The 25,135-nt window shown below is 54.1% G+C and carries 6 protein-coding genes; 5 read left to right on the top strand and 1 reads right to left on the bottom strand.

Annotated features, from left to right (window positions below; all coding sequences use genetic code 11):
• Position 1: 1 nt before the first annotated feature.
• From AB3N00_RS24805 to AB3N00_RS24785, 5 genes are read left to right on the top strand one after another with little or no spacing between them, the layout of a single operon-like run.
• A complete protein-coding gene (locus tag AB3N00_RS24805) occupies positions 2-1,261 on the top strand; it encodes a hydroxymethylglutaryl-CoA synthase family protein (protein WP_413036951.1) in 1,260 nt (419 codons plus the stop codon).
• Positions 1,261-2,034 carry an enoyl-CoA hydratase/isomerase gene (locus tag AB3N00_RS24800; protein ID WP_413037010.1) on the top strand — a complete coding sequence of 258 codons (774 nt, stop codon included), beginning with the start codon at positions 1,261-1,263 and terminating at the stop codon, positions 2,032-2,034. Before AB3N00_RS24805 ends, AB3N00_RS24800 begins: the two co-directional genes overlap by 1 nt.
• Positions 2,035-2,056: 22 nt before the next feature.
• Positions 2,057-2,806, top strand: coding sequence for a polyketide synthase (locus AB3N00_RS24795; RefSeq protein WP_413037009.1), 750 nt, complete (start codon positions 2,057-2,059; stop codon positions 2,804-2,806).
• A 53-nt stretch (positions 2,807-2,859) separates the two neighbouring features.
• Positions 2,860-15,279, top strand: a complete 12,420-nt coding sequence (locus AB3N00_RS24790; protein ID WP_413036950.1) for a PfaD family polyunsaturated fatty acid/polyketide biosynthesis protein — start codon at positions 2,860-2,862, stop codon at positions 15,277-15,279.
• Between the two features lie 13 nt (positions 15,280-15,292).
• Positions 15,293-23,068: an SDR family NAD(P)-dependent oxidoreductase gene (locus AB3N00_RS24785; protein WP_413036949.1), complete on the top strand. Its 7,776-nt coding sequence runs from the start codon at positions 15,293-15,295 to the stop codon at positions 23,066-23,068.
• A 56-nt stretch (positions 23,069-23,124) separates the two neighbouring features.
• Here AB3N00_RS24785 and fabZ read toward each other — a convergent pair whose 3' ends face one another.
• Entirely contained in the window at positions 23,125-23,550 is a 426-nt protein-coding gene (gene fabZ / locus AB3N00_RS24780) for a 3-hydroxyacyl-ACP dehydratase FabZ (RefSeq protein WP_413036948.1), read from the bottom strand.
• Between the last annotated feature and the right edge of the window lie 1,585 nt (positions 23,551-25,135).

Below are 25,135 nucleotides of genomic sequence, written 5' to 3'. Positions count from 1 at the left end.
TATGATTGCCGTCGGTATTGAAGCGATGAATGTGTTCGGGGGGACCGCGTATCTCGATGTCATGGATTTGGCCAGACATCGAAACCTGGACATCCCCAGATTTGAAAATTTGCTGATGAAGCAAAAGGCAGTTGCCTTGCCGTTTGAAGACCCGGTGACATTTGCCGTCAACGCGGCCAAGCCGGTGGTCGATGCGCTGACCGAGGAGGAAAAAAACTGCATCGAACTGCTAATCACCTGCACTGAATCCGGAATCGACTTCGGTAAGTCGCTCAGCACCTACGTGCATCATCATTTGGGACTGAGCCGTACCTGCCGCCTGTTCGAGATCAAGCAAGCCTGCTATTCGGGCACAGCCGGATTCCAGATGGCGATCAACTTTATCCTCTCCCAAGTCTCGCCCGGAGCAAAAGCGCTCGTCGTTGCAACGGACATCTCCCGGTTCCTGGCCGTCGAAGGCGGAGATACGCTCAGCGAAGACTGGTCGTTCGCCGAACCGAGCGGTGGTGCAGGCGCGGTGGCGATTCTGGTCAGCGACAAACCGCACGTGTTCCAAGTCGATGTTGGAGCCAACGGATATTACGGTTACGAGGTGATGGACACCTGCCGCCCAGTGGCCGACAGTGAGGCGGGCGACGCGGACCTCTCCCTACTTTCGTATCTGGATTGCTGCGAGAATGCTTTCTTGGAATATCAGCGCCGCGTCGCCGATGTCGACTACCGCGAGACGTTTCAGTACCTGTCCTTCCACACGCCGTTTGGCGGCATGGTCAAAGGCGCACACCGCACGATGATGCGCAAGATCGCCAAGGTCAAAGGTCCGGAGATTGAAGTTGATTTTCAACAGCGTGTGATGCCGGGCCTGACCTACTGTCAGCGTGTGGGCAACATCATGGGGGCTACTGTTCTGCTCTCCTTGGCAAGTACGATCGACAACGGGCAAATTGAAGGAAACAAGCGCATTGGGATCTTTTCCTATGGCTCGGGATGTTGCTCCGAATTTTACAGCGGCGTCGTCACTCCTCGCAGTCAAGAAGTCCTGCGTGTCTTTAAGCTGCAAGAGCAACTGAACAACCGCTACCAACTGTCGATGGATGAATATGAAAATGTTCTCCGCAACAGCAGCGCCGTCAAATTCGGCACCCGCAATGTCAAGCTGGACTTGAACCTGATCCCAGGCGCCCTCGCTTCTGGGCATGCAGGACAGCGTCTGTATCTGGAAGGGATCTCCGAATTCTATCGAGAATACCGGTGGTGCTGATGAACACTGCAGCCTATGAGACGATCCAGGTTCGGATGCAAGGCTCGGTATGTTTTTTGCAGTTCAACCGTCCCGAGGCGAAGAATACGATCAACGAGCGTTTGGTGTACGAGTGTCGCCAGGTGATTAATCACTGCCGGGAAGAGGCTTCGATCCTTGTGTTGGAGGGGTTGCCGGACATGTTCTGCTTCGGGGCCGATTTTCAAGAGCTGTATGAGAAAAAAGCGAGTGGGCAGAGCTTCGACCCGTCACCCGAGCCACTTTACAACCTGTGGCTCGATCTGGCGACTGGTCCGTTTATCACTATCTCGCACGTTCGCGGTAAGGTCAACGCAGGCGGTGTCGGGTTTGTCGCCGCCTGCGATATCGTGCTGGCAGATGAAACCGCGGAATTCTCCTTATCCGAATTGCTCTTTGGACTTCTGCCGGCATGCGTGCTGCCGTTTTTGATACGGCGGATCGGTATTCAGAAGGCGAACTATCTGACGCTGATGACGCAGCCGGTCAACGTCCGACAAGCCGTGGAGTGGGGGCTTGTCGATGCTTGCGATGCAGAGAGCCAGACTTTGCTTCGTAAGCATCTCATGCGGCTGCGCTATGTACCCAAGCGCGGCATCGAGCGATACAAGCGATTGATGAACAACTTGCAGGACGGTTTGTACCGGGCCAAGCCATTGGCACTCAAAGCGAATCAGGAAGTGTTTGCAGATCCCCACAACCAAGGGCTGATTTTCCGTTATATCGAAACGGGGCGTTTCCCGTGGGAGAGCTAATTCACGGAGAATGGAGGAGAAAATGACGAATCCAGTGGTGGAGTGCAGAGAGATCGAGACAGGGATCGTACAAGTGACCTTGCAGGATCGGGAACAGAAGAATACGTTTACCGAAAGGCTGGTGCGCGGACTGATCGAAGCATTCGAAGAGATCGCCGCGAACGATCGCTGTAAGGCGGTCATCCTAACCGGCTATGACAATTATTTTTGCTCTGGCGGAACGAAGGAAGGGTTACTGGCCATTCATGAAGGAAGAGGCAGGTTCACCGATGCGAACGTATACGCACTCGCCTTGGAGTGCAAGGTTCCAGTGATCGCTGCGATGCAAGGGCACGCGATCGGCGGCGGGTTTGTCATGGGGCTGTTTGCCGACTTTGTGATCTTGAGTCGTGAGAGCGTGTACACGACCAACTTTATGCGATTTGGATTTACACCTGGCATGGGGGCTACTTACATCGTCCCGAAGAAGATGGGCTTCTCACTTGGAGAAGAGATGCTGATGAGCGCCAACAATTATAGAGGCGACGATTTAGAAAAAAGGGGCGTGTCGTTCCGTGTCGTTCAGCGTGAAGACGTGATAAACCAGGCGTTACAGCTGGCGCGCCAACTGGCAGAAAAACCGAGATTGTCGCTAATCACCTTGAAGGACCATCTGGTCCGATCGATCCGCGAGGAATTGCCTCGCGTGATTAAGCATGAGATGGCCATGCATGAAAAGACATTCCATGAACCAGAAGTGAAAGACAGAATCATCTCCCTGTTCGGAAATTAACAAGCACTCGCCGTGCTTACGACCATAAATTTTGCTGTAAAAGAGGGGTTCAGATGAAGATACAAGAGATCTTACGTAGGCTTGAAGCTAAAGAGATCGGCCCTGAAGAGGCCAAAATGGCCCTTGCACGGGCTCGATCCCACGAGTTGCAAATGTCCGCCCCCCTTGCGAATGCTGTGCGTGAACTGTCCTTTAATCCGGCGGTTCGCTTGCAGCCAGAATCGCTAGGCCATCCGCTGTTCCAAACGAGATACAGCACCATTTGGAGTTACTTTGCCGGCTCGATGTATCGAGGGATCGCATCTGAGGAGATGTTGATGCGCATGGGGCAGGCCGGTCTACTGGCCTTTTTTGGAAGCGCCGGTTTTCAAGTGCATGAACTGGAGCGGGTCCTGCAGCGCATTCAGGCGCGGCTGGGTTCGGACAAGCCGTATGGCATGTGCCTGATTGCCAACCTTAACGAACCTGACGAAGAGCGGCGCACAGCGGAACTGTACGTCGAGTACGGCGTGAAGGCGATCGAAGTGTCCGCCTTCTCCGTTCCGACGCTCCCGCTCGTCTATCTGCGCCTCAAGGGCTTATCCCGTCAAAATGGCCGTCTGATCTTCCCACGGCGTCTGATTGCCAAATGCTCGCATCTGGACACGGCGCGCGTGTTTCTCTCGCCGCCGCCTTCTCCGCTCGTCCAGCAACTGCTGGACTACGGTCTGATCAGCGAGGAAGAAGCTGCCCTGTCACAAACGATTCCGCTGGTTGACGACCTCGCAATTGAAGCGGACTCGGGAGGTCATACGAACCAAGGCGTGTCGTTCTCACTCCTGCCCGCCATCCGCGCGCTTAAAGACCAGTACCAGCGGCAGTACTGCTACAACGAGGAGATTCTCATCGGCTGCGGCGGAGGGATCGGAACGCCAGAAGCGGTCGCGTCGGCCTTTATGCTCGGAGCTGATTTTATTTTCACAGGATCGATCAATCAATGCACGGTGGAGAGTGGGGCCCATCCGGTCGTCAAGGACCTGCTGCAGTCTGTTTCGATCCACGACATGGCGATGACGGTTGCAGGCGATATGTTTGAGATCGGTGCGAAGGTGCAGGTGGTGAAAAAAAACACCCAGTTCGCTACCCGCGCCAACAAGCTGCACCAGCTGTTCCACCAATACAACTCGATTGACGAGATTCCGCTGTCGATCCGTCATGAGATCGAAACGAAATATTTTAAGAAGACATTTGAGGAGATCTGGAGCCTCGTCTGCGCCTACAAGCGTGCGAAACATCCAGAGCAGCTAGAAGAGGCGGCAGAGAACCCACGTTTCAAGATGGGGCTAATCTTCAAATGGTATTTTGGCCATTCCGCACAGGCAACCCTGCGAGGGGATGAGCAGGAGCGAGATAATTTTCAGATCTTCTGCGGCCCGGCGATGGGGGCGTTCAATAGGTGGGTACAAGGCACGCAGTATGAGTCTTGGCAGCAACGCCACGTGAACACGGTGGCAGAGCTGCTGATGCGCAAGGCGTGTGAACATCTGGAATCTTGTCAGTCCACGTCCGTTTCGGCAGTCGGCGCAGAAGCGGTGCCGAGTTTTGAAGGGGCGGCGATTGCGATTATCGGGCTGAGTGGACAATTCCCGGAGTCCAAGAATGCAGACCAATTCTGGAACAACCTTGCACAAGGACGTGACTGCATCTCTGAGATTCCTTCGACGCGTTGGTCGCTCGACGAGCACTACTCGCCGGACCCAAGTGTACCGGGAAAAACCTACTCCAAGTGGATGGGCGTGCTGGAAGATGCGGATAAGTTCGATCCGCTGTTCTTCAACATCTCGCCTGCCGAAGCTGAGTTAATGGACCCACAGCAGAGGCTATTCTTGGAGAGTGCATGGCAGGCCATTGAAGACGCCGGCATCGCGCCGTCCTCTCTGTCCGGCAGTCGAACTGGTGTGTTCGTCGGCTGCGGCACGAACGACTACGGGCAGGAACTAAACCATCAAGGCTTGAACGCACAAGGACTGATGGGGGCGGCCTCCTCCATCCTCAGTGCTCGGATCTCGTATCTGCTCAACCTTAAAGGCCCTTGCCTTGCGATCGACACCGCCTGCTCCTCCTCGCTGGTGGCGATGGCTGAAGCCTGCAACAGCCTGCTGCTCGGAATGAGTGACTTGGCATTGACCGGAGGGGTGTACGCAGTGGCCGGGCCTTCATTACACATCATGACGAGCAAGGCGGGCATGTTGTCACCCGATGGACGCTGCTATTCGTTTGATACACGCGCCAATGGCTTTGTGCCGGGGGAGGGAGTGGGCGTCTTGGTGCTCAAGCGCCTTGAAGATGCTGTGCGGGACGAAGACCCGATCTATGGCGTGATTCGCGGCTGGGGTGTCAACCAGGACGGCAAGACGAACGGGATCACCGCGCCGAGTGTTAATTCGCAGATCCAGCTGGAGCAGGACGTATACGAACGATTTGGTATCGACCCCGAGACGATCTCCCTGATCGAAGCGCATGGGACGGGCACGAAGCTTGGCGACCCGATTGAAGTCGAGGCGCTGACCGAGTCCTTCCGGCACTTCACGGAGAAAACCAGCTATTGCGCTCTCGGTTCGGTGAAAAGCAACATCGGACACCTGTTAACGGCAGCCGGAGTGGCCGGGGTGATCAAGGTGCTGCTCGCCATGAAGCATCGACAGGTGCCACCGACGGTACATTTTAACCAATTGAACGAGCACATTCGGCTCGCGAAGAGTCCTTTTTATATCAATACCGACCTGATTCCATGGGAAGTGCCAGCCGGAACGCCGCGCCGTGCCGGAGTGAGCTCTTTCGGATTCAGCGGGACGAATGCGCATGTCGTCATCGAAGAACATTTGGAAAAAGAGAGTCTGGTTTTGGCAACGGGAGAAGCGAATGCGCCGTTGCTCTTTGTGTTGTCTGCCATGACCAAGGAACAGCTACGGGCGTATGCAGCATCGATGTCCGACTTTCTCGACCGGGAGCACGACCTTAGCCTTGCGAGCATCGCGTACACCCTGCAGACGGGACGCGATGAAAGGGAGGTACGGCTGGCGTTTGTGGCCCGTTCGAGAGACGAAGCGCGTCAGAATTTGAAAACCTATGCAGAGGGACGGACAATCCCCGGTCTCTTGACGTCGCAGTCGGGAACGGGGCAGGAGGAGGCGCAGAGCATAGCAAACAAGCCTCTGCAAGAGATTGCCGAGCTCTGGGTGAAGGGCGTCCGACTCGACTGGTCGGAACTCTATGTCGATTCAAGACCTCGCCGTACTCATTTACCGACCTATCCATTTGCTAGAGAGCGCTTCTGGGTGCCGGAGATGGAGGAGGGGGAGGTTTCGACGCTTACAGCCGCCCTGCATCCGTTGCTGCACAGCAATACCTCCAAACTAAAGGAGCAACGCTTCTCTTCGACGTTTACTGGGCAAGAATTTTTCCTATCCGATCATAAGGTACAGGGGCGGAAGGTGCTGCCAGGTGTCGCTTATCTGGAAATGGCGCGCGTCGCACTGGAGCAGGCTGCCGACATGCCGTCGATCTCTTTGAAAAATGTAGTCTGGACGCGTCCGATCATTGCAGAAGAAGACGCGGTTTCGGTGCAGATCGGGCTGTTTCCGGAGGAGAACGGCGAGATCGGATTTGAAGTGTACAGCGGCTTGGACGGCGAGATCGTACACAGCCAAGGGAGCGCAGTACCGGCTCTGTTGGACGTCGAGGCTCCCGTGCTCGACCTTGCTTCTTTGCAAGCGCAGTGTGAACAGTGTGAACGAGGCGCGGCGGAATGCTATGACTTGTACCACCGAGCTGGCTTGGAGTACGGACCTGCTTTCCAAGGGATAGAGCACCTTTATGTCGGACAGGAGATGATCTTGGCCCGCTTGTCGCTACCTACTGCCGTCGCGAGCACTGCGCGTCAGTTCGTCCTACACCCGAGCCTGCTAGACTCGGCTCTGCAGACGGCCATTGGCTTCCTGACTGACGAAACGATGCTCCAGCCGGTCCTGCCGTTCGCGCTGGAGGAGTTGGAGATCTTCGGGCCTTGCACCACTTCGATGTGGGTCTTCGTGCGCCGAAGTGAAGGTAACAAGCCAGGTGACAAGGTACACAAGCTCGACCTCGATCTGTCCGACGAGAGCGGAAGCGTCCGCGTGCGGATGAAGGGCTATTCCTCCCGAATACTCGACCGCGAACGGGGAACAGAGGAGGGGATGCTAATGCTCAGACCGGACTGGACAGAACGTCCGGTCAATCTGCAGGCTGAGCAGACAGTGTATGAAGACCATCTGGTTATGCTGTGCGAAGTGGACGCTGAGATCAAACAGAGCGGGATACGGAGCCTGAGCTTGCAGACAGAGGAAAAAGGACTTGCCCGACGCTTCGAGGGCTATGCAGCCCAGGCGTTTGAGGCGATTAAGTCGATTTTACAAGAAAGACGCAAAGGGAAAGCGCTCGTGCAGATCGTCGTTCCGGCGCAAGGGGAAGGGCAGGTCTACGCAGGCCTTTCTACACTGCTGAAGACTGCTCAGCTGGAGAATCCGAATCTTGTCGGTCAGCTGATCGAAGTTGATGATCCGAGCAACCTTGCTGAAACCTTGCGAGAAAATGCTCGCTGCGCAGGCGACGCACACACCCGCTACCAGGGAGGCAAACGATGGGGAACAGGATGGAGCGAAGTCGATCCAGGGGAAGAGGCGTTACACATTCCGTGGAAGGATCAAGGCGTCTACCTGCTCACTGGGGGCACAGGGGGCCTAGGCCGCATTTTTGCTGGCGAAATCGCACGGCAAGTGAAAGGGTCGACGCTCGTCCTGACGGGAAGGGGGCCGCTGAGCGCTGAGATACAGGCAGAACTTCAGTTCTTGGACGCAAATGTTGTGTACAGGCAAGTGGACGTGACAGACTTCGCGGGGGTCATGAAGCTGATCCAGAGCATTCAAGCTGAGTATGGCACCCTACACGGAATCCTGCACAGCGCAGGCGTGATTCGCGACAACTTGATTCTTAAGAAGACGACAGTAGAGTTTCAGGACGTGCTGGCTCCCAAGGTGGCTGGTACCGTGCATCTCGATGAGGCGACGCAACATCTGCCGCTCGACTTCTTCGTGACTTTCTCCTCGGTTGCAGGAGCCATCGGCAACCCTGGACAAGCCGACTACGCAACGGCCAATGCGTTCCTTGATGCTTTTGCGGGGTATCGGAACGAGCAGGTCACAAACGGAAAACGCTCCGGTCGGACGCTGTCGATCAACTGGCCGCTCTGGAAAGACGGTGGGATGCAGGTGGAGCTGGAGACGGAGCATGCGTTGCGAGAGACTCTCGGCATGATCCCGATGCAGACGGCTACAGGGATACGCGCCTTGTACCAAAGCATGGCTTCCATGCAAGATCAGATTCTTTTCGTCGAAGGCGATCTGGGTCGTATCCGCGCGGTTTTTGCCAAAACACCGTCTACAGCTGCAGCTGTGCCCGTGTCTAGGCTGGAAGAAGAGCTGGTTCTCATTTCAAGCGATTTTGAAGAGAGAGCGATCGAGTACTTTAAGAGGTTGCTTTCTTCCGTCCTGAAGATGCCAGCCGGCCGGATTGAAGCCAATGCGCCTTTTGAAAAATACGGAATCGATTCGATTGTGGTCATGCAGCTGACCAACCAACTGGAAAAGACGTTTGGCTCCTTGCCGAAAACGCTGTTTTTTGAATATCAAAATCTCCGCGAGCTGACCGGATACTTCTTGGATGCCCATCGTGTTCTCTTGCATCAGCTCTTGGGCATCGGGGAGCAGGAGCAGGTCTTTAAATCCGCTTCGGAGGCTGCCGCGTCCACTCCTGAACCGTCGGCTTTCAGTAGCCGCAGACGTTCGAGGTTGGCGCCGAGTTCGATGGCTGTGCATGCAGTGCCAGACGCGCGAGCTGCGAAGGAGGCAAAGGAAGAACAGGACATCGCGATCATCGGTGTCTCCGGACGCTATCCGGGGGCGCGAAACCTTCAGGAGTTTTGGCAAAATCTGCGGGATGGCAAGGACTGCATCACGGAGATTCCAAAAGACCGATGGGACCACAGCCTCTTTTTTGACCCGGACAAAAGCAAGCCGGGCAAGACGAACAGCAAATGGGGCGGATTTATTGACGGCGTGGATCAATTCGATCCGAAGTTTTTCAACATCTCCCCGCGCGAGGCGGAGATTATGGACCCGCAGGAGCGACTGTTCCTGCAGACCGTCTACGAGGCTCTGGAAGATGCGGGGTATACGCGCGAGACGCTCGCCAAACATCGTCTGCTGGGGCTTGATGGCAATGTCGGGGTCTATGTCGGCGTGATGTACGAAGAGTATCAACTGTACGGCGCAGAGGAGACGATCCTCGGCCGACCGCTTGCCCTGTCTGGCAACCCCTCGTCGATCGCGAACCGGGTGTCGTACTTCTTAAACCTGCATGGGCCGAGTCTAGCTGTCGATACGATGTGCTCGTCCTCGCTGACCTCGATTCATCTGGCCTGCCAGAGCTTGCAACAAGGTGGTTGCGAGTTGGCAATCGCCGGCGGTGTCAACATCTCGATTCACCCGAATAAGTACATTTTGCTCGGCCAAGGCAAGTTCGCGTCGAGCAAAGGACGATGCGAGAGTTTTGGCGAAGGGGGCGACGGGTACGTGCCGGGCGAAGGCGTTGGCGCGGTGTTGCTTAAGCCGTTGTCTAAAGCGATGGAAGACGGCGATCAGATCTACGGTGTGATTAAGGCGACGGCGATCAACCACGGGGGAAAAACCAACGGGTATACCGTCCCGAACCCGAATGCGCAGGCGAATGTGATCGAGCAGGCGCTGCGGCAGGCAGGGCTTGACCCTAGTATGGTCTCCTACATCGAAGCACACGGAACAGGTACCTCGCTTGGCGATCCGATCGAGATCGCAGGCTTGACCAAGGCTTTCCAGGCCAACACAAACGCCAAACTGCAATCCTGTGCTATCGGCTCGGCCAAGTCGAACATCGGGCACTGTGAGAGTGCGGCGGGTATTGCCGGCGTTACGAAGGTGCTGCTGCAACTGAAGCACCGTCAACTCGCGCCTTCGCTGCATGCCAAGGTGCTCAACCCGAACATCGACTTTGACGCGACCCCATTCGTCGTTCAGCAGGAGCTGGCGGAGTGGAAACGCCCGTTGGTGGAGATTGACGGTCAGGTTCGTGAAGTGCCCCGCATCGCTGGCATCTCTTCGTTCGGGGCGGGTGGTTCCAACGCGCATGTGATCATCGAGGAGTACGTTCCCGCAGAGTCGCTGCGCACGCCTGTTGAGGTGTCGCCGCAGAATCCGGCCGTGATTGTGTTGTCGGCCAAAAACGAAGAACGGTTGGAGGAGCTGGCCGCGAGCCTGCTTCAAGCCATTGAGACGCAGCCGTTCACAGATATGGACCTCGCTGACATCGCTTACACCTTGCAGATCGGTCGAGAAGGGCACGATGCGCGCATGGCGCTGCTCGTCGACTCGCTTCAAGACCTTTCGACCAAGTTGCGCGCCTGCGTGTCCAGACAAGTGGATGTCCCAACCCTCTATCGCGGCCATGTTAAAGCCAACCGAGACACTCTCTCGCTCTTCCTCGCTGATGAAGAGCTACAGGAAGTGATTGAAAAATGGATTCAGCACCGCAAGCACGTCAAGCTCGTCGAACTGTGGGTCAAAGGATTGGAATTGGACTGGAACAAGCTCTACGGCGAACACAAGCCGCGCCGCATCAGCCTGCCTACATATCCGTTTGCGAAACAGCGCTACTGGGTACCGGAAGGAACGGCGGGATCGGCACGCACCCTGATGTCTTCGAGCATCGTGGAAAATCTTGAAGTGCTGGCCCCGGTTTCGACGACCCTGCAAGGAAGGGTCCAAGAGGGAAGAGATGGCACGGTCAACATCGAACTGTACGACTCTCTAGGGAATATCTGCGTTCGCCTGACTGGACTGCAGGCTGAATCTGCACAGGACAACAAGCAGCCGGAATCCTTCGAGTTGATGACATTCCGAGAAATCTGGCAAGAGCAATCCCTGACTTCTGTCACTGCTCGGAACGCTGGAACGCTCGTCTGCTTCCTCTCCGATCAAGCACTTCAACAAACAGTGCGGGATTCGCTAAAGTCCCTGAGTCCGAGCCTGCAAGTCGAGTTCATCACACAGGGAAGCACGATTCAAGAGACCTTCCAACGCATGCAAGAGGAGCGTCGAGACATCTTCGGTATGCTGTACCTGTGGCCGCTTGAAGATAAGTCTATGATCCGAGAGCATTCCAGTATCGTGAACATCTTGAAGTCCATCGACGCATCCGGTCTGAAGCCCGAACGGTTACTGTTGGCTGGGCAATTCGAGAGCGGAGTGGAGCGAAGCTACTTCGAATCGTGGATCGGATTTGAAAGATCTCTGGGCCTAGTGCTGCCTAACACGAAGGTGACGGCGGTTTTGCAGGCGGGCTCTTCCACACTTCAAGATTGGATGCAGCTGCTCTGGCGTGAACTCCATGCCTCACAAGCACAAAGCGTCTTGTACGAAGCAGGCAAGCGCCACATCTGCACTGTCCAAACGACTCGCCTCGAAGCTGGCCAACGCGCGGTGCGTGCAGGCGGCACCTACCTAATCACCGGCGGTCTCGGTGCACTCGGTTATTTGTTTGCGGAGCATCTGGCCCAAAAACAGCCTGTGAACCTTATCCTCACCGGCCGCTCCAAGCTCGACGAAGAGAAGCGCAGTAAGCTGAGCGATCTGGAGGCGCTGGGCAGCCAAGTCTTCTATATTCAAGCGGACGTATGTGACGAAGAGCAGATGCAGGCCGGGCTGGTTCGTGCACGCGATCGCTTCGGACCTCTACACGGCGTACTCCATACAGCAGGGTTGTCCGGAGATGAAAGCCTTTTCTCTAAGGAAATTAAGTCATTTAAGCGAGTTCTGAGCCCGAAGATCGCAGGGACCCTGCTACTCGACGAATTGCTGGCGGATGAGACCGAACTTGATTTTGTATGCTACTTTTCCTCGTCATCCGCCGTGTTGGGCGATTTCGGTTCCTGCGACTACGCGATCGGAAACCGCTTCCAGATGGCTTATGCCCATCACCGACACAAACAGCAGCTGCCGGGCCAGACGCTGGTGATCAACTGGCCGCTCTGGAGAGAAGGCGGAATGGGTCTTGATGAAGGAGAGATCACGGCGAACTACCTGAAGTCGAGCGGTCAGCGTTTTTTGGAAGCGGAAGAAGGATTGGAGCTATTTGACTTGATCCTCTCGCAGAACGAAGTTCAGCAGTTGGTCCTCGTTGGGCAGCCAAGCCGCATCGAACGCTTCCTCGGAGTGGCTGCACAAGCTCCGTCAGCGGTTCAACCCACTTCGTCGCCGACGACTGTCAGCGTCCCGTCGTACACAGCGATACGTCCGGAGTTGCAAGGATTCTCGCTTGAGCAATGCATTGAGTGGGATCTCAAGGAACAGGTCAGCCAGATCCTGAAAATTTCCCGAGACGAACTCGATGTCGAGGAAAATCTAGTCGATTTCGGGTTTGACTCGATCAGCTTGGCCGAACTTGGAAACCGTCTTTCCAAGCATTATGATGGCCTCGAGGTGACACCGGCCTTGTTCTTCAGCTACTCCACGTTGGAAAAATTGATTTTGCACTTCCTGCGCGAACACGAGGCGTTGATGACGCAGCACTACCTTGAAGCGACTGCTGAACCAGCCCATGAACCGACACCCGTCCCGGTTGTTGCCCCAGCCCGGCAAGAAGTCGTGGTGACAAAGAAGACTCACGTGTCGCCGCAGACATCCGGCGTTCACGAACCGATCGCCGTGATTGGGATGAGCGGACGCTTCCCACAAGCGGACAGCGTGCAGGACTTCTGGCAGAACCTCAAAGCAGGCAAGAACGCGATCACCGAGATTCCTTCTGATCGCTGGGACTGGCAAAGTGACTTTGAAGAAGGCAAAATCTCGACCAAATGGGGCGGATTCATAAAAGACATCGACTGCTTCGATCCGCTGTTCTTTGAGATTTCGCCGAAAGAAGCAGAGTACATGGACCCGAAACAACGCCTGTTCTTAGAGGAAGCATGGCATGCGCTCGAAGATGCCGGCTACATGGGCGATCAAATTCGCGGCAAGTTGTGCGGCGTCTACGTCGGTGTTGAAGAGGGTGAATATGGCTTCCTAACAGGGGAGGGAGGCCCGCTCAACGGCAATCAAAATGCGACGTTAGCCGCCCGCATCGCCTACGCTCTCGACTTGAAGGGGCCGAATCTGGCATTGACCGCTGCTTGCTCCTCCGGGCTGGTTGCGCTCCATCAAGCCTGCCAAGCTTTGCGAGCAGGGGACTGCGACCTGGCTCTTGCCGGCGGAGTTAATCTTTTGATCTCCCCGATGATCTACAGAGGGATGAGCAAGACTGACATGCTGTCCCCGGACGGAAACTCGTATGTGTTTGATTCACGTGCGAACGGATTGGTGCCAAGTGAAGCCGTTGCCGTCGTCGTGCTCAAGCCTTTGTCCAAAGCGATCGCAGACGGCGACCAGATCTATGGCTGCATCACAGCAACCGGAGTCAACTACAACGGCCAATCGAATGGTATTACATCGCCGAACCCGGACGCTCAAGCTGATCTGATCCACAGCGTGTATGACCGTTATGGAATCGATTCGTCTGATATCCAGTTCGTCATGTCGCACAGCACCGGGTCGAAGCTAGGCGATCCGATGGAAATCCAAGCGCTGACCAGCGCCTTCCGCAAGCCTGGTGCCCAAACGCAGAACTGTGCGCTCTCCTCGATCAAGCCGCTCATCGGGCACACGTTTGCCGCTTCGGGCATTGTCAGCCTAATCAGCATGCTGATGGCGATGCGCGAACGCACCCTGTTAGGCTTGCACGGATTTGAATCCAGCAACGAGTACATCCGATTTGAGGAGAGTCCGTTCGTCGTTAGCACCGAGAACCGGGCATGGACGACGCAGGAAGGCCAACCGCGAGTCGGCGCGATCAGTACAACAGGGATCAGCGGTACGAATGCACATGCTGTCATCGAAGAATACATTCCGACTGCGATGTCTGTGCAAATAGAACGACCGGTTGCAGCACAGCAACTGGTAATTCTCTCGGCCCGAAACCACGACCGACTGCAGGACATGGCGGCTCGTCTGTCTGAGCATCTCGCGAGCGAAGTGAGCCGATCCCTGACGATTGCCCAGATTGCCTATACGCTGCAAGTCGGTCGTGAGCCAATGAAAAAACGTGCAGCCTTCATTGTCACTTCCAAAGAAGAACTGTTGCAGTGCTTGCAAGAATACATCTCCTCGCCTACTGTGGACGAGACCCGTCCTGCATTGGATCGCCACCAAGCCAGAGCACTCGTTGAAACCGCGCTGCAAGAGCGTAATCTTGAGCAGCTGGCCGCCCTCTGGCTCTCCGGTAGCAAAGTGGTATGGCAGCGACTACATGACGGCAAGAACATACAGCGCGTCTCGCTACCGACTTATCCATTTGTGAAGCGTAGATGCTGGGTAGAGGGGCCCAAATCACAAGAAAAAGAATTTGTCATCTCCAACAAGGCGGCCGAGTTCTATACGCGCGTCGTCGAAAGCGGAGACTCCGGGTTTCAAGAAGAGTACTTGACCTTCTGTCCGTTTGAGGAAAAAATCCCTGGCTTCTCGATCAGCCGTGTGTACTTGAACCCGGAACAATATCCAGCTGAACTTGAGATGGTACGTAGCAAACAAATTGAGATGCGCCGCGTGCTGTTCAGCCGAGGTGATTTTCAGCGTGCACAGGCTTTGCTTGACATAGGATGCGGTCATGGAACAGACGTAATTCAGCTGGCCAAACGCTACCCGCACCTGAAAACGCAGGGCTTTACGATCACGGAGGCGCAAGCGGATCTTGGTAACCGGAGAATTCTAGAACTGAACTTGGGAGCACAAGCTGCAATCTTCCATGGAGACAGCTCCAAAGACCGATTCCCAGGTCGCTACGACATGATGATCGGGATCGAAGTCAGCTGCCACATCCCGGACAAGCAAGGGCTGTTCCAGAACATGTCCATGGCCCTCAACGAAGGGGGACAGGTGCTGATGATGGACTTTATCTCGAATCTGCGCGGAGCCATTGACGATCCGAGCATTGACATCTACATCCCAACTGTACAAACCTGGATCGACTTGTTGGTGGAGCATCACCTCGTTCTTGACGAAGTGATTGATGTCTCCAAGCAGATCGCTAACTCTCTGCATGATCCTGAGCACGCGGAGAATACGAAAGGTCTGCCGGAAGTCGTGCAAAATTCTATTCGGAATTTTGCCAATAGCTCGATTTCGCTTGAGAAATGCTGGATAAGTTACTGTCTGTTCGTCATCAGCAAAAATTCAGCTCTCAGCCCGGCAGGACTGCGAGAGCACAACGCAAAGCAGATGTCTAACAGGACGCCCTATCCGGAAGCGCGGCGCAACATGTTGCAACAAATCTAAGGAGTGAGAGAGCATGAGTTACGAGATTACCAGAACTGAGATCAAAGAGATCTTGTTCGAGATCTTCGAACAGACCATGGGTTTGGAACGTACCGAACTGGAGCAATCGGATACTTTCAAGGAACTGGGAATCGGATCACTTAATGCAGTTGAACTGCTGGAAGCGATCAACGTCCGGTTCAATATGAACCTGCCGACCAGTATCGTATTTGAATGTGCAGACCTTGAGTCTCTGGCGGTCTACATGGAAAAGCAGTTCCATACCCTTGTACAACCTGAAAAACAAGCCCATTCGACAGGATCGGCACCAACGCCGACACCTAAACCAGCACTAACACCGAAACCCACTCCGCCTCGCCATGTACGGGTCGAGACCGATGAAATTGCCATCATCGGTCTCTCCGTTCGGAGTGCCGGGGCGAGCAATCAAGAAGAATTTTGGAACCTGATTCGAGACGGGAAAAAATGCATTAGTGAAGTGAGCGATCCGAAGTGGCTGGAATACATCCAAGCCCATTCGTCCAATCCGTTTCCGATCAACTATGGCAAGATGGACGACATCGACAGATTTGACCCGCTCTTTTTTAACATCTCGACCATTGAAGCTGAGAAGATGGATGTCACCCAACGTATTTTGCTGGAAGAAACGTACAAGTCTTTAGAAGATGCCGGCTACACTCCGACGCAGCTGCGCGGGCAATCTGTCGGGACCTTTATCGGCACCGCCGGTTCCTCGGCGCTCGCTCAAGATTTTTCCCATTATTCCATGCTTGGATATGACATCAGTATCCTCGCAGCTCGCATGGCATACTATCTGGATCTGAAAGGACCGGCGCTTGCGGTGAATACGGCCTGCTCTTCGTCGATGGTGGCGATCGACTTGGCCTGCCAGCAGTTGAAAAGCGGAGAGATCAATCTGGCCATCGCAGGCGGAATCACGGTCTACAGCCATCCGGGCTCGTTCATCTCCATGCACAATGCCGGGATGCTGTCTCCCAATGGTGAGTGCCGTCCGTTTGACAATGGAGCGAACGGCATCGTCGTCGGCGACGGCGTCGGGGTCTTGGTTCTCAAGCGCCTTTGCGATGCCGAGCGGGACAACGACCATATCTATGGCATTATCCGAGGCAGCGGCACCAACCAAGACGGCCAGACCTCTGGCATCACCGCGCCGAGCTTCCTCGCGCAGAGCCAGCTTCAAGAATCGATCTACCGCAAGTACGCGATTGACGTGGAAGACATTCAATACATTGAAGCGCACGGCACGGGCACCAAGCTTGGTGATCCGATCGAGATTCATGCCCTTAACAACACCTTCAGCAAGTTCACGACTAAGAAAGGCTTCTGTGGGATTGGCTCGCTCAAGGCGAACATTGGTCACACGACGGCTGCAGCAGGCGTACTGGGCGTAATCAAAGTCTTGATGAGCATGAAGCATGGAGAGATTCCGCCTTCCATCCAGTATGCACAAGGCAACAAGCACATCGACTTTGCTAACAGTACGGTCTATGTCAACACAGCTCGTTGCGAGTGGACGCCTAATCGAAATGGCAAGCGTCTCGCTGCCGTCAACTCGTTCGGTTACAGCGGTACGAATGCCCATGTGGTGATCGAAGACTACCCCGATCCGTCGCGGTCGGTTGCAGCGCCGATCAACGAATCGATGCCAGGTCTGTTCGTGTTGTCGGCCCAGAGTACAGAGTCGCTGCAAGCCAATGCCGATGCCGCGCTCCGCTACCTCCGTTCTCAACCGGATGTCTCGCTCCCAGACTTCCTGTATACCTACCAAGTGGCCAGAGAGAGCATGGCACAGCGGCTTGCCATCGTTGTCCAAGACCGGGACCAGCTGATCGACCAGCTTGAACTCTACCTAGATGGGGCCGGCAAGTCTGGAGAAGTTTTCATGGGCACCGTCGGCAAAAACGGCAGCATCAACGGGATCAACTTGGCCGACACCGAAGAGGGACAAACGTTCCTCCTGAGCCTACTGCATAACCGCAAGCTCAAGATGGTTGCAGAACTGTGGGTCAACGGCAATCGGGTCGACTGGGAAGGGCTCTATCCGGCAGGGACAATCAAGCGACTGACCGGACTACCGACCTATTCATTTGCACAAGAGCGCTACCCGTTGCCTGCGTTTGAAATCGTGCACACAGGCTTCAGGACACGGGGGGAATCTGACGTCAACGTCTTACATCCGCTGCTCCATCGCAACACGTCAGACCTGAACGAAATTCGTTACAGCACCATCTTTACCGGCGAGGAGACTTTCCTTTGCAATCGGACGGTGCCGGAATTTGCCCTTTTGGAGATGGCGCGTGCGGCTGTGGAACAGGCATCCGACGCTCCGAAAGAAGGGCTAACCCGTCTCCGTTTGCAAAATATCATTTGGGAGTCGCCACTCACAGTGGGTGCTGACGGGGCGCAGGTGCACATCGCACTGTTCCTGGCCGCTAATGGTAAGATCTCTTTTGAGATCTACAACGACGAGGAAGTCCTGCACGCATCAGGAAGTGTCATGGTGACAGAGGACGAAGCGCCACTTCTCGATGTGTCTACTTTGCAGGAGCGGGGCGCGCGCGTTATGCTGCCGATGGTGCCTTCGCAGTTTCTGCTACATCCGCACTTGATGGATATCGTGCTGAAAGGGAGTGTACCTGCGACCTTACAAGAGGTCACGATCTATGCCCCTTGCTTTTCCTCGATGTGGGTTGTGATAGACGACGGCAACTTCACGTTTTGCGACGAACAAGGCAAGGTTTGTCTGCAAATTAGCGTCATGCAAACGCAGAAGAACCATTCGCAAGCGGTCTCTCCGTCCGCCGAACCATTTGCTTTGATGACCTTTGAGGAGATCTGGCAAGAACAAGCTCCAAACAACTACACGCAATCCAATTTGAACACGCTGCTCTGCTTCCTCTCGAATGCGGAGGCTCAGCGTACAGTCGTGGAAGCGGTGCAGGCGCGAAGCCCGCAGACGGAGGTCCTTTTCGTCGCCCAAGGGGAATCCTTCCAACAGGCGTTCCGCAGCGTCCAAAAACAACAGGGGGAAGTTGATGCCTTGCTCTACCTCTGGCCGCTGGAAAACGCTTCGTTTGTGGAGGACACGAAACCAATCCTCGACATCGTACAAGCACTTGCCACGACCAAGCTTAAAGCAAAGAGCCTGATACTCGTCGGCCAGCACCGAAATGCGACTGAACGTGCGTTTCTTGAATCATGGATCGGCTTTGAGCGCTCCTTAGGGTTGGTGCTCCCTGATACCCGAGTGGCTGTCGTGATGCAAGAAGCGGGGGCCGTTTCCTTGCAGGAGAACATGCATGTCCTTCTGGAAGAGCTCAATGCTTCTAAAATCGAAAGCGTCCTCTACCAAAATGGCAAGCGCCACGTCTGCAAGGTACAGTCAACCCGCATCCAAGCCGGCTCTTTAAGCTTGCTGAAACCGGGCGGCACTTACCTGATCACCGGTGGTCTCGGCGGTTTAGGCTACCTGTTTGCCGAGCATCTGGCTAGTAAACATCCAGTCAACCTGATCTTGACCGGGCGCTCGGCGCTCGATGCTGACAAACAGGCGAAGATTGAAGCCCTTGTAGAACGAGACAACCGCGTCTTCTATTTGCAAGCGGACGTCTGTGACCGCACGCGTATGGAGACGGGGCTTGCAGAAGCCCGGTCGCACTTCGGCCGAGTTAACGGCGTCCTGCACGTAGCTGGCCTCGTCGGAGCCGAGAGCATTTTCGACAAGGATGATCTTCGGTTCCAGCAAGTGCTCGATCCGAAGGTCAAAGGAACGTTGTTGCTCGACGAACTGCTGAAAGGGGAGCCGGAACTTGATTTTACCTGCTACTTCTCCTCTTCGTCAGCAATCCTCGGGGACTTCGGCTCGTGCGACTACGCGGTTGCCAATCGCTTCCAAATGGCCTATGGGGAGCTGCGCAACGGGAAAACATTCGTCATCAACTGGCCACTTTGGAAAGCCGGGGGTATGCATTTTGAGAAGAAAGAGAACACGGAAGCCTACTTTAAGACCAGCGGGCAACGCTTCTTGGAAGTTGAAGAGGGCCTTGCAATCTTTGACCGAATCTTGTCGCAGAACCACACTCAACATCTTGTTATGGTCGGCCAGCCGAGCCGCATCGAACGTATGCTGGGCCTTGCGAAGTCGGCAGGATCCCCCCCCGTACCAGTGCATTCCGGCAGTAACACTTCTTACGGAAAGGGAAGACGTCCGGAGATGAAAGCATTCACGCTCGAACAGTGCGTGGAGTGGGATCTCAAAGAGCAGATCAGCTCCGTTCTTAAGATTCCGCGCACCAAGCTGGACGTCGAGGAGAACTTGGCCGATTTCGGGTTTGATTCGATCAGCTTGGCCGAGTTTGCAGGTTTCCTGTCGAAACACTACAGGATTGCCGTGACGCCAGCCTTGTTCTTTGAGCATTCCACGATCAGAGATCTGACCCAGTTTTACGCCGTCACACATGGGGAGGCAATGCATGACTTCTACCAAGAGCAAGCGGCATCTCCACCAGCGATCGCGGCAGCGTCTGTCGGACCACTCGTCAGTACCACGTCCAAGGGCTCTTTGCGCAAAAAGACCGGCAAGGCGCGATTGGCAGCCAGCGGAGTGATGCGCAGTGAGCAGGAGCCGATTGCCATTGTCGGGATCAGCGGCAGATTCCCGCAGGCGAGTAACGTGCAGGAACTATGGAAAAACATCCGAAATGGGAAGGAAGCGATCACGGTCGTCCCGTCTGACCGCTGGAACTGGCGGGAAGAAAAGGGCACGGGCAAATGGGGCGGATTTGTCTCGGATGTCGATCGCTTCGATCCCTTGTTCTTTAAGATTTCGCCCAAAGAAGCGGAATACATCGATCCGAAACAACGCCTGTTCCTGCAGGAAGCATGGCACGCGCTGGAAGATGCTGGATATATGGGTGAGCGCATTCGTGGAACCGCATGCGGCGTCTATGTTGGGGTGGAAGAGGGGGAGTACGGTTTCTTGGCCGGAGAGGACAGTCCGCCGAACAGCAACCAGAACGCCACACTTGCGGCCCGCATCTCTTATGTATTAAACCTCAAGGGTCCGAACATGGCGATTACCGCTGCCTGTTCGTCCGGTCTTGTCGCGGTTCACCAAGCCTGCCAAGCTCTGCGGCAAGGAGAATGTGACATGGCGCTGGCCGGGGGTGTCAGCCTGTTGATCTCGCCGATGATCCACAACGGCATGAGCAATCTCGATATGCTATCCCCGGATGGCACCTGCTTTGTGTTCGATAGTCGTGCAAATGGCTTGGTGCCGAGCGAAGCAGTAGCTGTAGTCGTGCTTAAGCCACTTAGCAAAGCGCTGGAGGATGGTGATCAGATCTACGGCTGCATCAAGGGCAGCGCCGTCAACTACGACGGTCAGACTAACGGGATCACGGCACCGAGCCCTGCGAGCCAAGCAGACCTGTTTCATCAAGTCTATAAGCGCTTCGGCATCAACCCAGCCGACATTCAGTATGTGCTTTCCCACAGCGTCGGTTCCAGATTGGGAGACCCGATCGAGGTGCAGGCGCTCACTAACGCCTTCCGCCGACACACCGACCGGAAGCAATACTGCGCGCTCGGGTCGATCAAGCCGTTGATCGGGCATACATTCGCTGCATCCGGCGTCGTCAGCTTGATCTCAATGTTGATGGCGATGAAAGAGAGGACAATTCCGGCTCTGCACAATTATGAGTCGAGCAACGACTATATCAACCTGACAGACAGTCCGTTCGTGATTCAAACCAAGAACAAGTCATGGACCACGAACAATAAGAACCCGCGCCTCGGTGCAGTCAGCACGACCGGCATCAGCGGCACGAACGCGCATCTTGTGGTAGAAGAATACATCCCTGCGCAGCAAGAAGCAGTCGATCACAAACCGACGAATGCACCGCAGATCATCGTCCTCTCCGCGAAGAATCGTGAGCGTCTGGATGAGGTTGTAGCACAGCTGCTATCGTTCCTCGAAGCAGACGAGAGCTTGAAGCTGCCTGACATCGCACACACCCTACAAGTCGGCCGTGACGAGATGGAGGCTAGACTTGCGATGGTGGTACAAAGCCGCGACGAGCTGATGCAAGGTCTGCGAGACTATTTGAAAAAAGGTGACTCGTCCATCGTGCTTTATCTCGGCGACCTGAACGAGTCTCATTCTGAGATCCTCGATCTTCTGGTTGGGATCACCGGAGAGACTGTTCTTCAAGCCTTACTGGCAGAGGGCAATCTTGGGAAATTAGCACTCTACTGGGCAAAAGGCGGCAAGATTCCTTGGATAGCGCTACAAGGCGGAACGTCCGCCCGTCCCATCTCCTTGCCGACCTATCCGTTTGAGCGACGCAGCTGCTGGCTGACCGCTCCGACAATCGCAAGACGAGAGCTGACAGCGCAGATCCTGCCAGGAGTTTCTGCAGCTTCTGCTTACGAGGCGGTTCCGGTCTGTGAGGAACAGGACCTTGCCATCCCGGAGGATCTTCAGGAGCGAGTCATCGGCATCATCTCCGAACTAGTGGGCCTCACGCCTGCGGAGCTGAAGGTGAACAAACCGCTCGACCACTACGGGTTTGACTCGATTCTGTTCATGCAGCTATTACAGCAGATACAAACGCATATCGACCCGTCCTTCTCCTTCGCCAAACTGAGCGAATGCCGATCGATGGAAGACCTGATTCGAGAGCTAGTTCCCGATGGGGCAACTAAGGCGAAACCGAAAGCAGAGATCATGAGCCAGACTCCCGCACCGCCGCAAGCGACGCAGGCCCACAAGCCCGTGCAGACCAGCTTGTCGCAGTTTCCGGAACTGGTCCTGCTGAACCAAGTGACGGAAGGACGTCCGATCTTCTGGATGCATGGGGCGGCAGGCGGTGTCGGCATCTACTCAATGATCGCCAAAGTGAGCAACCGACCCTTCTACGGCATCAAAGCGCGTGGCTGGATGAGCAACCGCACCCCGATACGAGGCATTTACGCGATGGCCGCCTATTACGTGCACATCATTCAGACCGTGCAGCCAGAAGGGCCGTATGATCTCGGCGGATATTCGCTCGGCGGCATCCTGGCCTACGAAGTGGCCCGTCAGTTGCAGGAACTGGGGCAAAAAGTCGACTCCATCGTGTTCCTCGACACTTTGTATTCGGACAAAATTTACACCAAGACCATGTTGCCGGAGGCGATGTTCAATAGAAAAACCGCGATCCTGCAATCGGTCAACATGACCCTGCTCACTGAGATTCAGCACGAGCCGGAGAAGATTCCGACCACATTGATTCACCGTGATGATCTGGACCCGACGCTCTCGGATGAGGATTATTCCAAGCAGTTGCTGACCCTGGCACACGAGCGCGGCTACAAGCGCACGGAAGACTACCTGAACACCATGATTCAGAGTAGTTCTGACGTGCAGGAAGCGTTCGACCGCAGCGGATTTACCATCTTGCCGTTACCCCATCCGCAAGAGGTTAGCGCGTATTTCTTCCGCAACAAAAGCGGCTCGTTCCTCGGGGCGCTGGAACCGTACTTCAAAGTCAAGACGAGCCCCGTATTCGACCAAGGGGATTATTGGACTGAATTTGAACGTCAGATCGACGATTTCCACCTGTTCGACATCGACTCGTCCAACCACATGATGCTGCTCTCGGAACCAAAGGCAGCTGCGTCGATCCGTACCTTCTGCCAAGAGCTCTACTCCGCATTCAGCCTGGATCCGACGTTCCTTGAAACGTTTGCCTACGAACATCGCAGTCTCATCGGTACAACCTCATAACGCAAAAAAAGGGATTCTCACGCTGGTCGTGAGAATCCCTTTTTTTGTCTTCAAAATTAGTCTTTTTTGATTGCAAAGGTCAGCTGTGCTTCAGCGGCCAGTTCGCCATCAACATAAGCAACGGCCTGTCCTTTGCCGATGACGCCTTTGAGTTTCGTGATCGAGACTTCGATGCGCAGTTGGTCGCCCGGAAAGACTTGGCGGCGGAAGCGAGCATCGTCAATCCCGGCGAGTAAGGCGATCTTGCCTTTGAAGTCCGGCACGCTCAACATCGCGACGCCTCCAACCTGTGCCATTGTCTCGATGATCAGCACCCCTGGCATCACCGGAAATCCTGGGAAATGCCCTCGGAAAAACGGTTCGTTGATACTGACATTCTTGATCCCGATCGCCTTTTGAGCTTCCTCAACCGATTCAATTCGATCGACAAGCAGGAATGGATAGCGATGCGGCAACGTTTCGAGAATTTGGTTCGCGTTCATGAACGGATAGCCTCCTTATATACGATATTTGGTAATTGATACAAGTATTATAGCATTCACAAGAAGAGAAAAGAAGGTATGAAGGAAGACAGGCTCATGTTCAGGTCTTTAGGCTTGATTGTAGTCCCAAATGAAGTCTTCGTCCGTAGAGATCCATAATATCAATATCATAGAGCATTGATAGGCCACACAGGTTCTGCAATTGCTTGGCAAACCGCCCGACCTCGGAGGACAGATGAGCGCCTGAATCGTGCAGTCGAAACGGTCTTTTCCAACTCAAGTTAATTTGTGTACTTCCCGATTATGCACCGAGTCCAGATTAGTACGCTTTTTCGGGTAGCAGGTCTTATTACCCTAAGGTGTAAAGAAGTTATTTGAATATCATCAAATTATACTTCCAAGGTTAAGCTAACGTAGAAACGTCTGCTTTTGTTTTTCAACTAACATGTAGGATAGTTCGTTCAAGGTCAAATGATGATGATGTCGAGGGACAAGAACTTGGTCCCATTGAAGTCGCTATTTTAGCGGCTTTTTTATTTTATCGGTACAAGTTCTTGTCTCGAGCCAAGGACAAGAACTTGTACCGATTGCCGGAATGGACAAGAACATAGTCCGATTATCGATTAGATGAATATCTAATCATTGATAACATGCACTTAAAGCTTTATTAAGTGCCATAATACATGAAAATGTTCACAATGTTATAAGACAACTGACAAGATGAGAGGTTAAAAACGGTTGCTAGGTATTAATAAGGCGAAATATGGACTGAAAATAGCTGCTGAGGACAAGAACTTCTACCGATTGCCGAAATGGACAAGAACATGTTCCCATTTCCGGTTAGAAACTATCTAAGTGGAAGTGGTGGTCTCTATTGAGTAATTAACGCACTAATGACTGGATAACGATCAAGAGACCAGCTTCAATGCTCAAAAGTATTTCAACCGGAACTATAGCCTTAATGGAAAGGGGAATATACCCTTGTAACAAGGGACGAACACATTGCCTAGATCGTAGTAGTTGTAAAAAAGACAAGAACTTGAACCGATTACCGTGTGGACAAGAAGATGTTCTTAAGCCGATTAGGTGTTTATCTAATCGCTATTTTGTTCTTAATCATTAAACTAATGGGCAGGTTAGTTCAATGATTAAAGGAATGGATAAGTGCCTACAAACTGGATGATTTTTTGTTAAGTTTTAAGTTCGGCGTAAAGAAGGCTCTAGAGAATAACCTAAAGATGCATGAAGAAATATTGGCATTTCATGTTGAGAAATATGGTGATGACTAAACAACCTGGGATTTTATCTGGAAGATGGGAATCTCAAAGGAAGTACGTACTCTTTATCCTACATACCTCTATTATGATATGACATTGTTTAAAAGTAAAACGTTGTTTATATTTTGAAATGTCGAGGGACAAGAACATAGTCCCATTGAAGTCGCTATTTTAGCGGCTTTTTTATTTTATCGGTACAAGTTCGTGTCCCGAGCCAAGGACAAGAACTTGTACCGATTGCCGGAATGGACAAGAACATAGTCCGATTACCGATTAGGCGTATATCTAATCGGTATTTTACCGTATTT

It is taken from the genome of Paenibacillus xylanilyticus (assembly GCF_047246825.1).
In the GTDB taxonomy this organism is placed as follows: domain Bacteria; phylum Bacillota; class Bacilli; order Paenibacillales; family Paenibacillaceae; genus Paenibacillus; species Paenibacillus xylanilyticus_B.
This window is presented reverse-complemented; position numbering and strand designations above follow the sequence as displayed.

Bases quoted from the DNA above. Each gene is read 5' to 3' on its own strand.
- AB3N00_RS24795 (WP_413037009.1), top strand. From the start codon at position 2,057: ATGACGAATCCAGTGGTGGAGTGCAGAGAGATCGAGACAGGGATCGTA.
- AB3N00_RS24800 (WP_413037010.1), top strand. From the start codon at position 1,261: ATGAACACTGCAGCCTATGAGACGATCCAGGTTCGGATGCAAGGCTCG.
- AB3N00_RS24785 (WP_413036949.1), top strand. From the start codon at position 15,293: ATGAGTTACGAGATTACCAGAACTGAGATCAAAGAGATCTTGTTCGAG.
- AB3N00_RS24805 (WP_413036951.1), top strand. From the start codon at position 2: ATGATTGCCGTCGGTATTGAAGCGATGAATGTGTTCGGGGGGACCGCG.
- fabZ (WP_413036948.1), bottom strand. From the start codon at position 23,550: ATGAACGCGAACCAAATTCTCGAAACGTTGCCGCATCGCTATCCATTC.
- AB3N00_RS24790 (WP_413036950.1), top strand. From the start codon at position 2,860: ATGAAGATACAAGAGATCTTACGTAGGCTTGAAGCTAAAGAGATCGGC.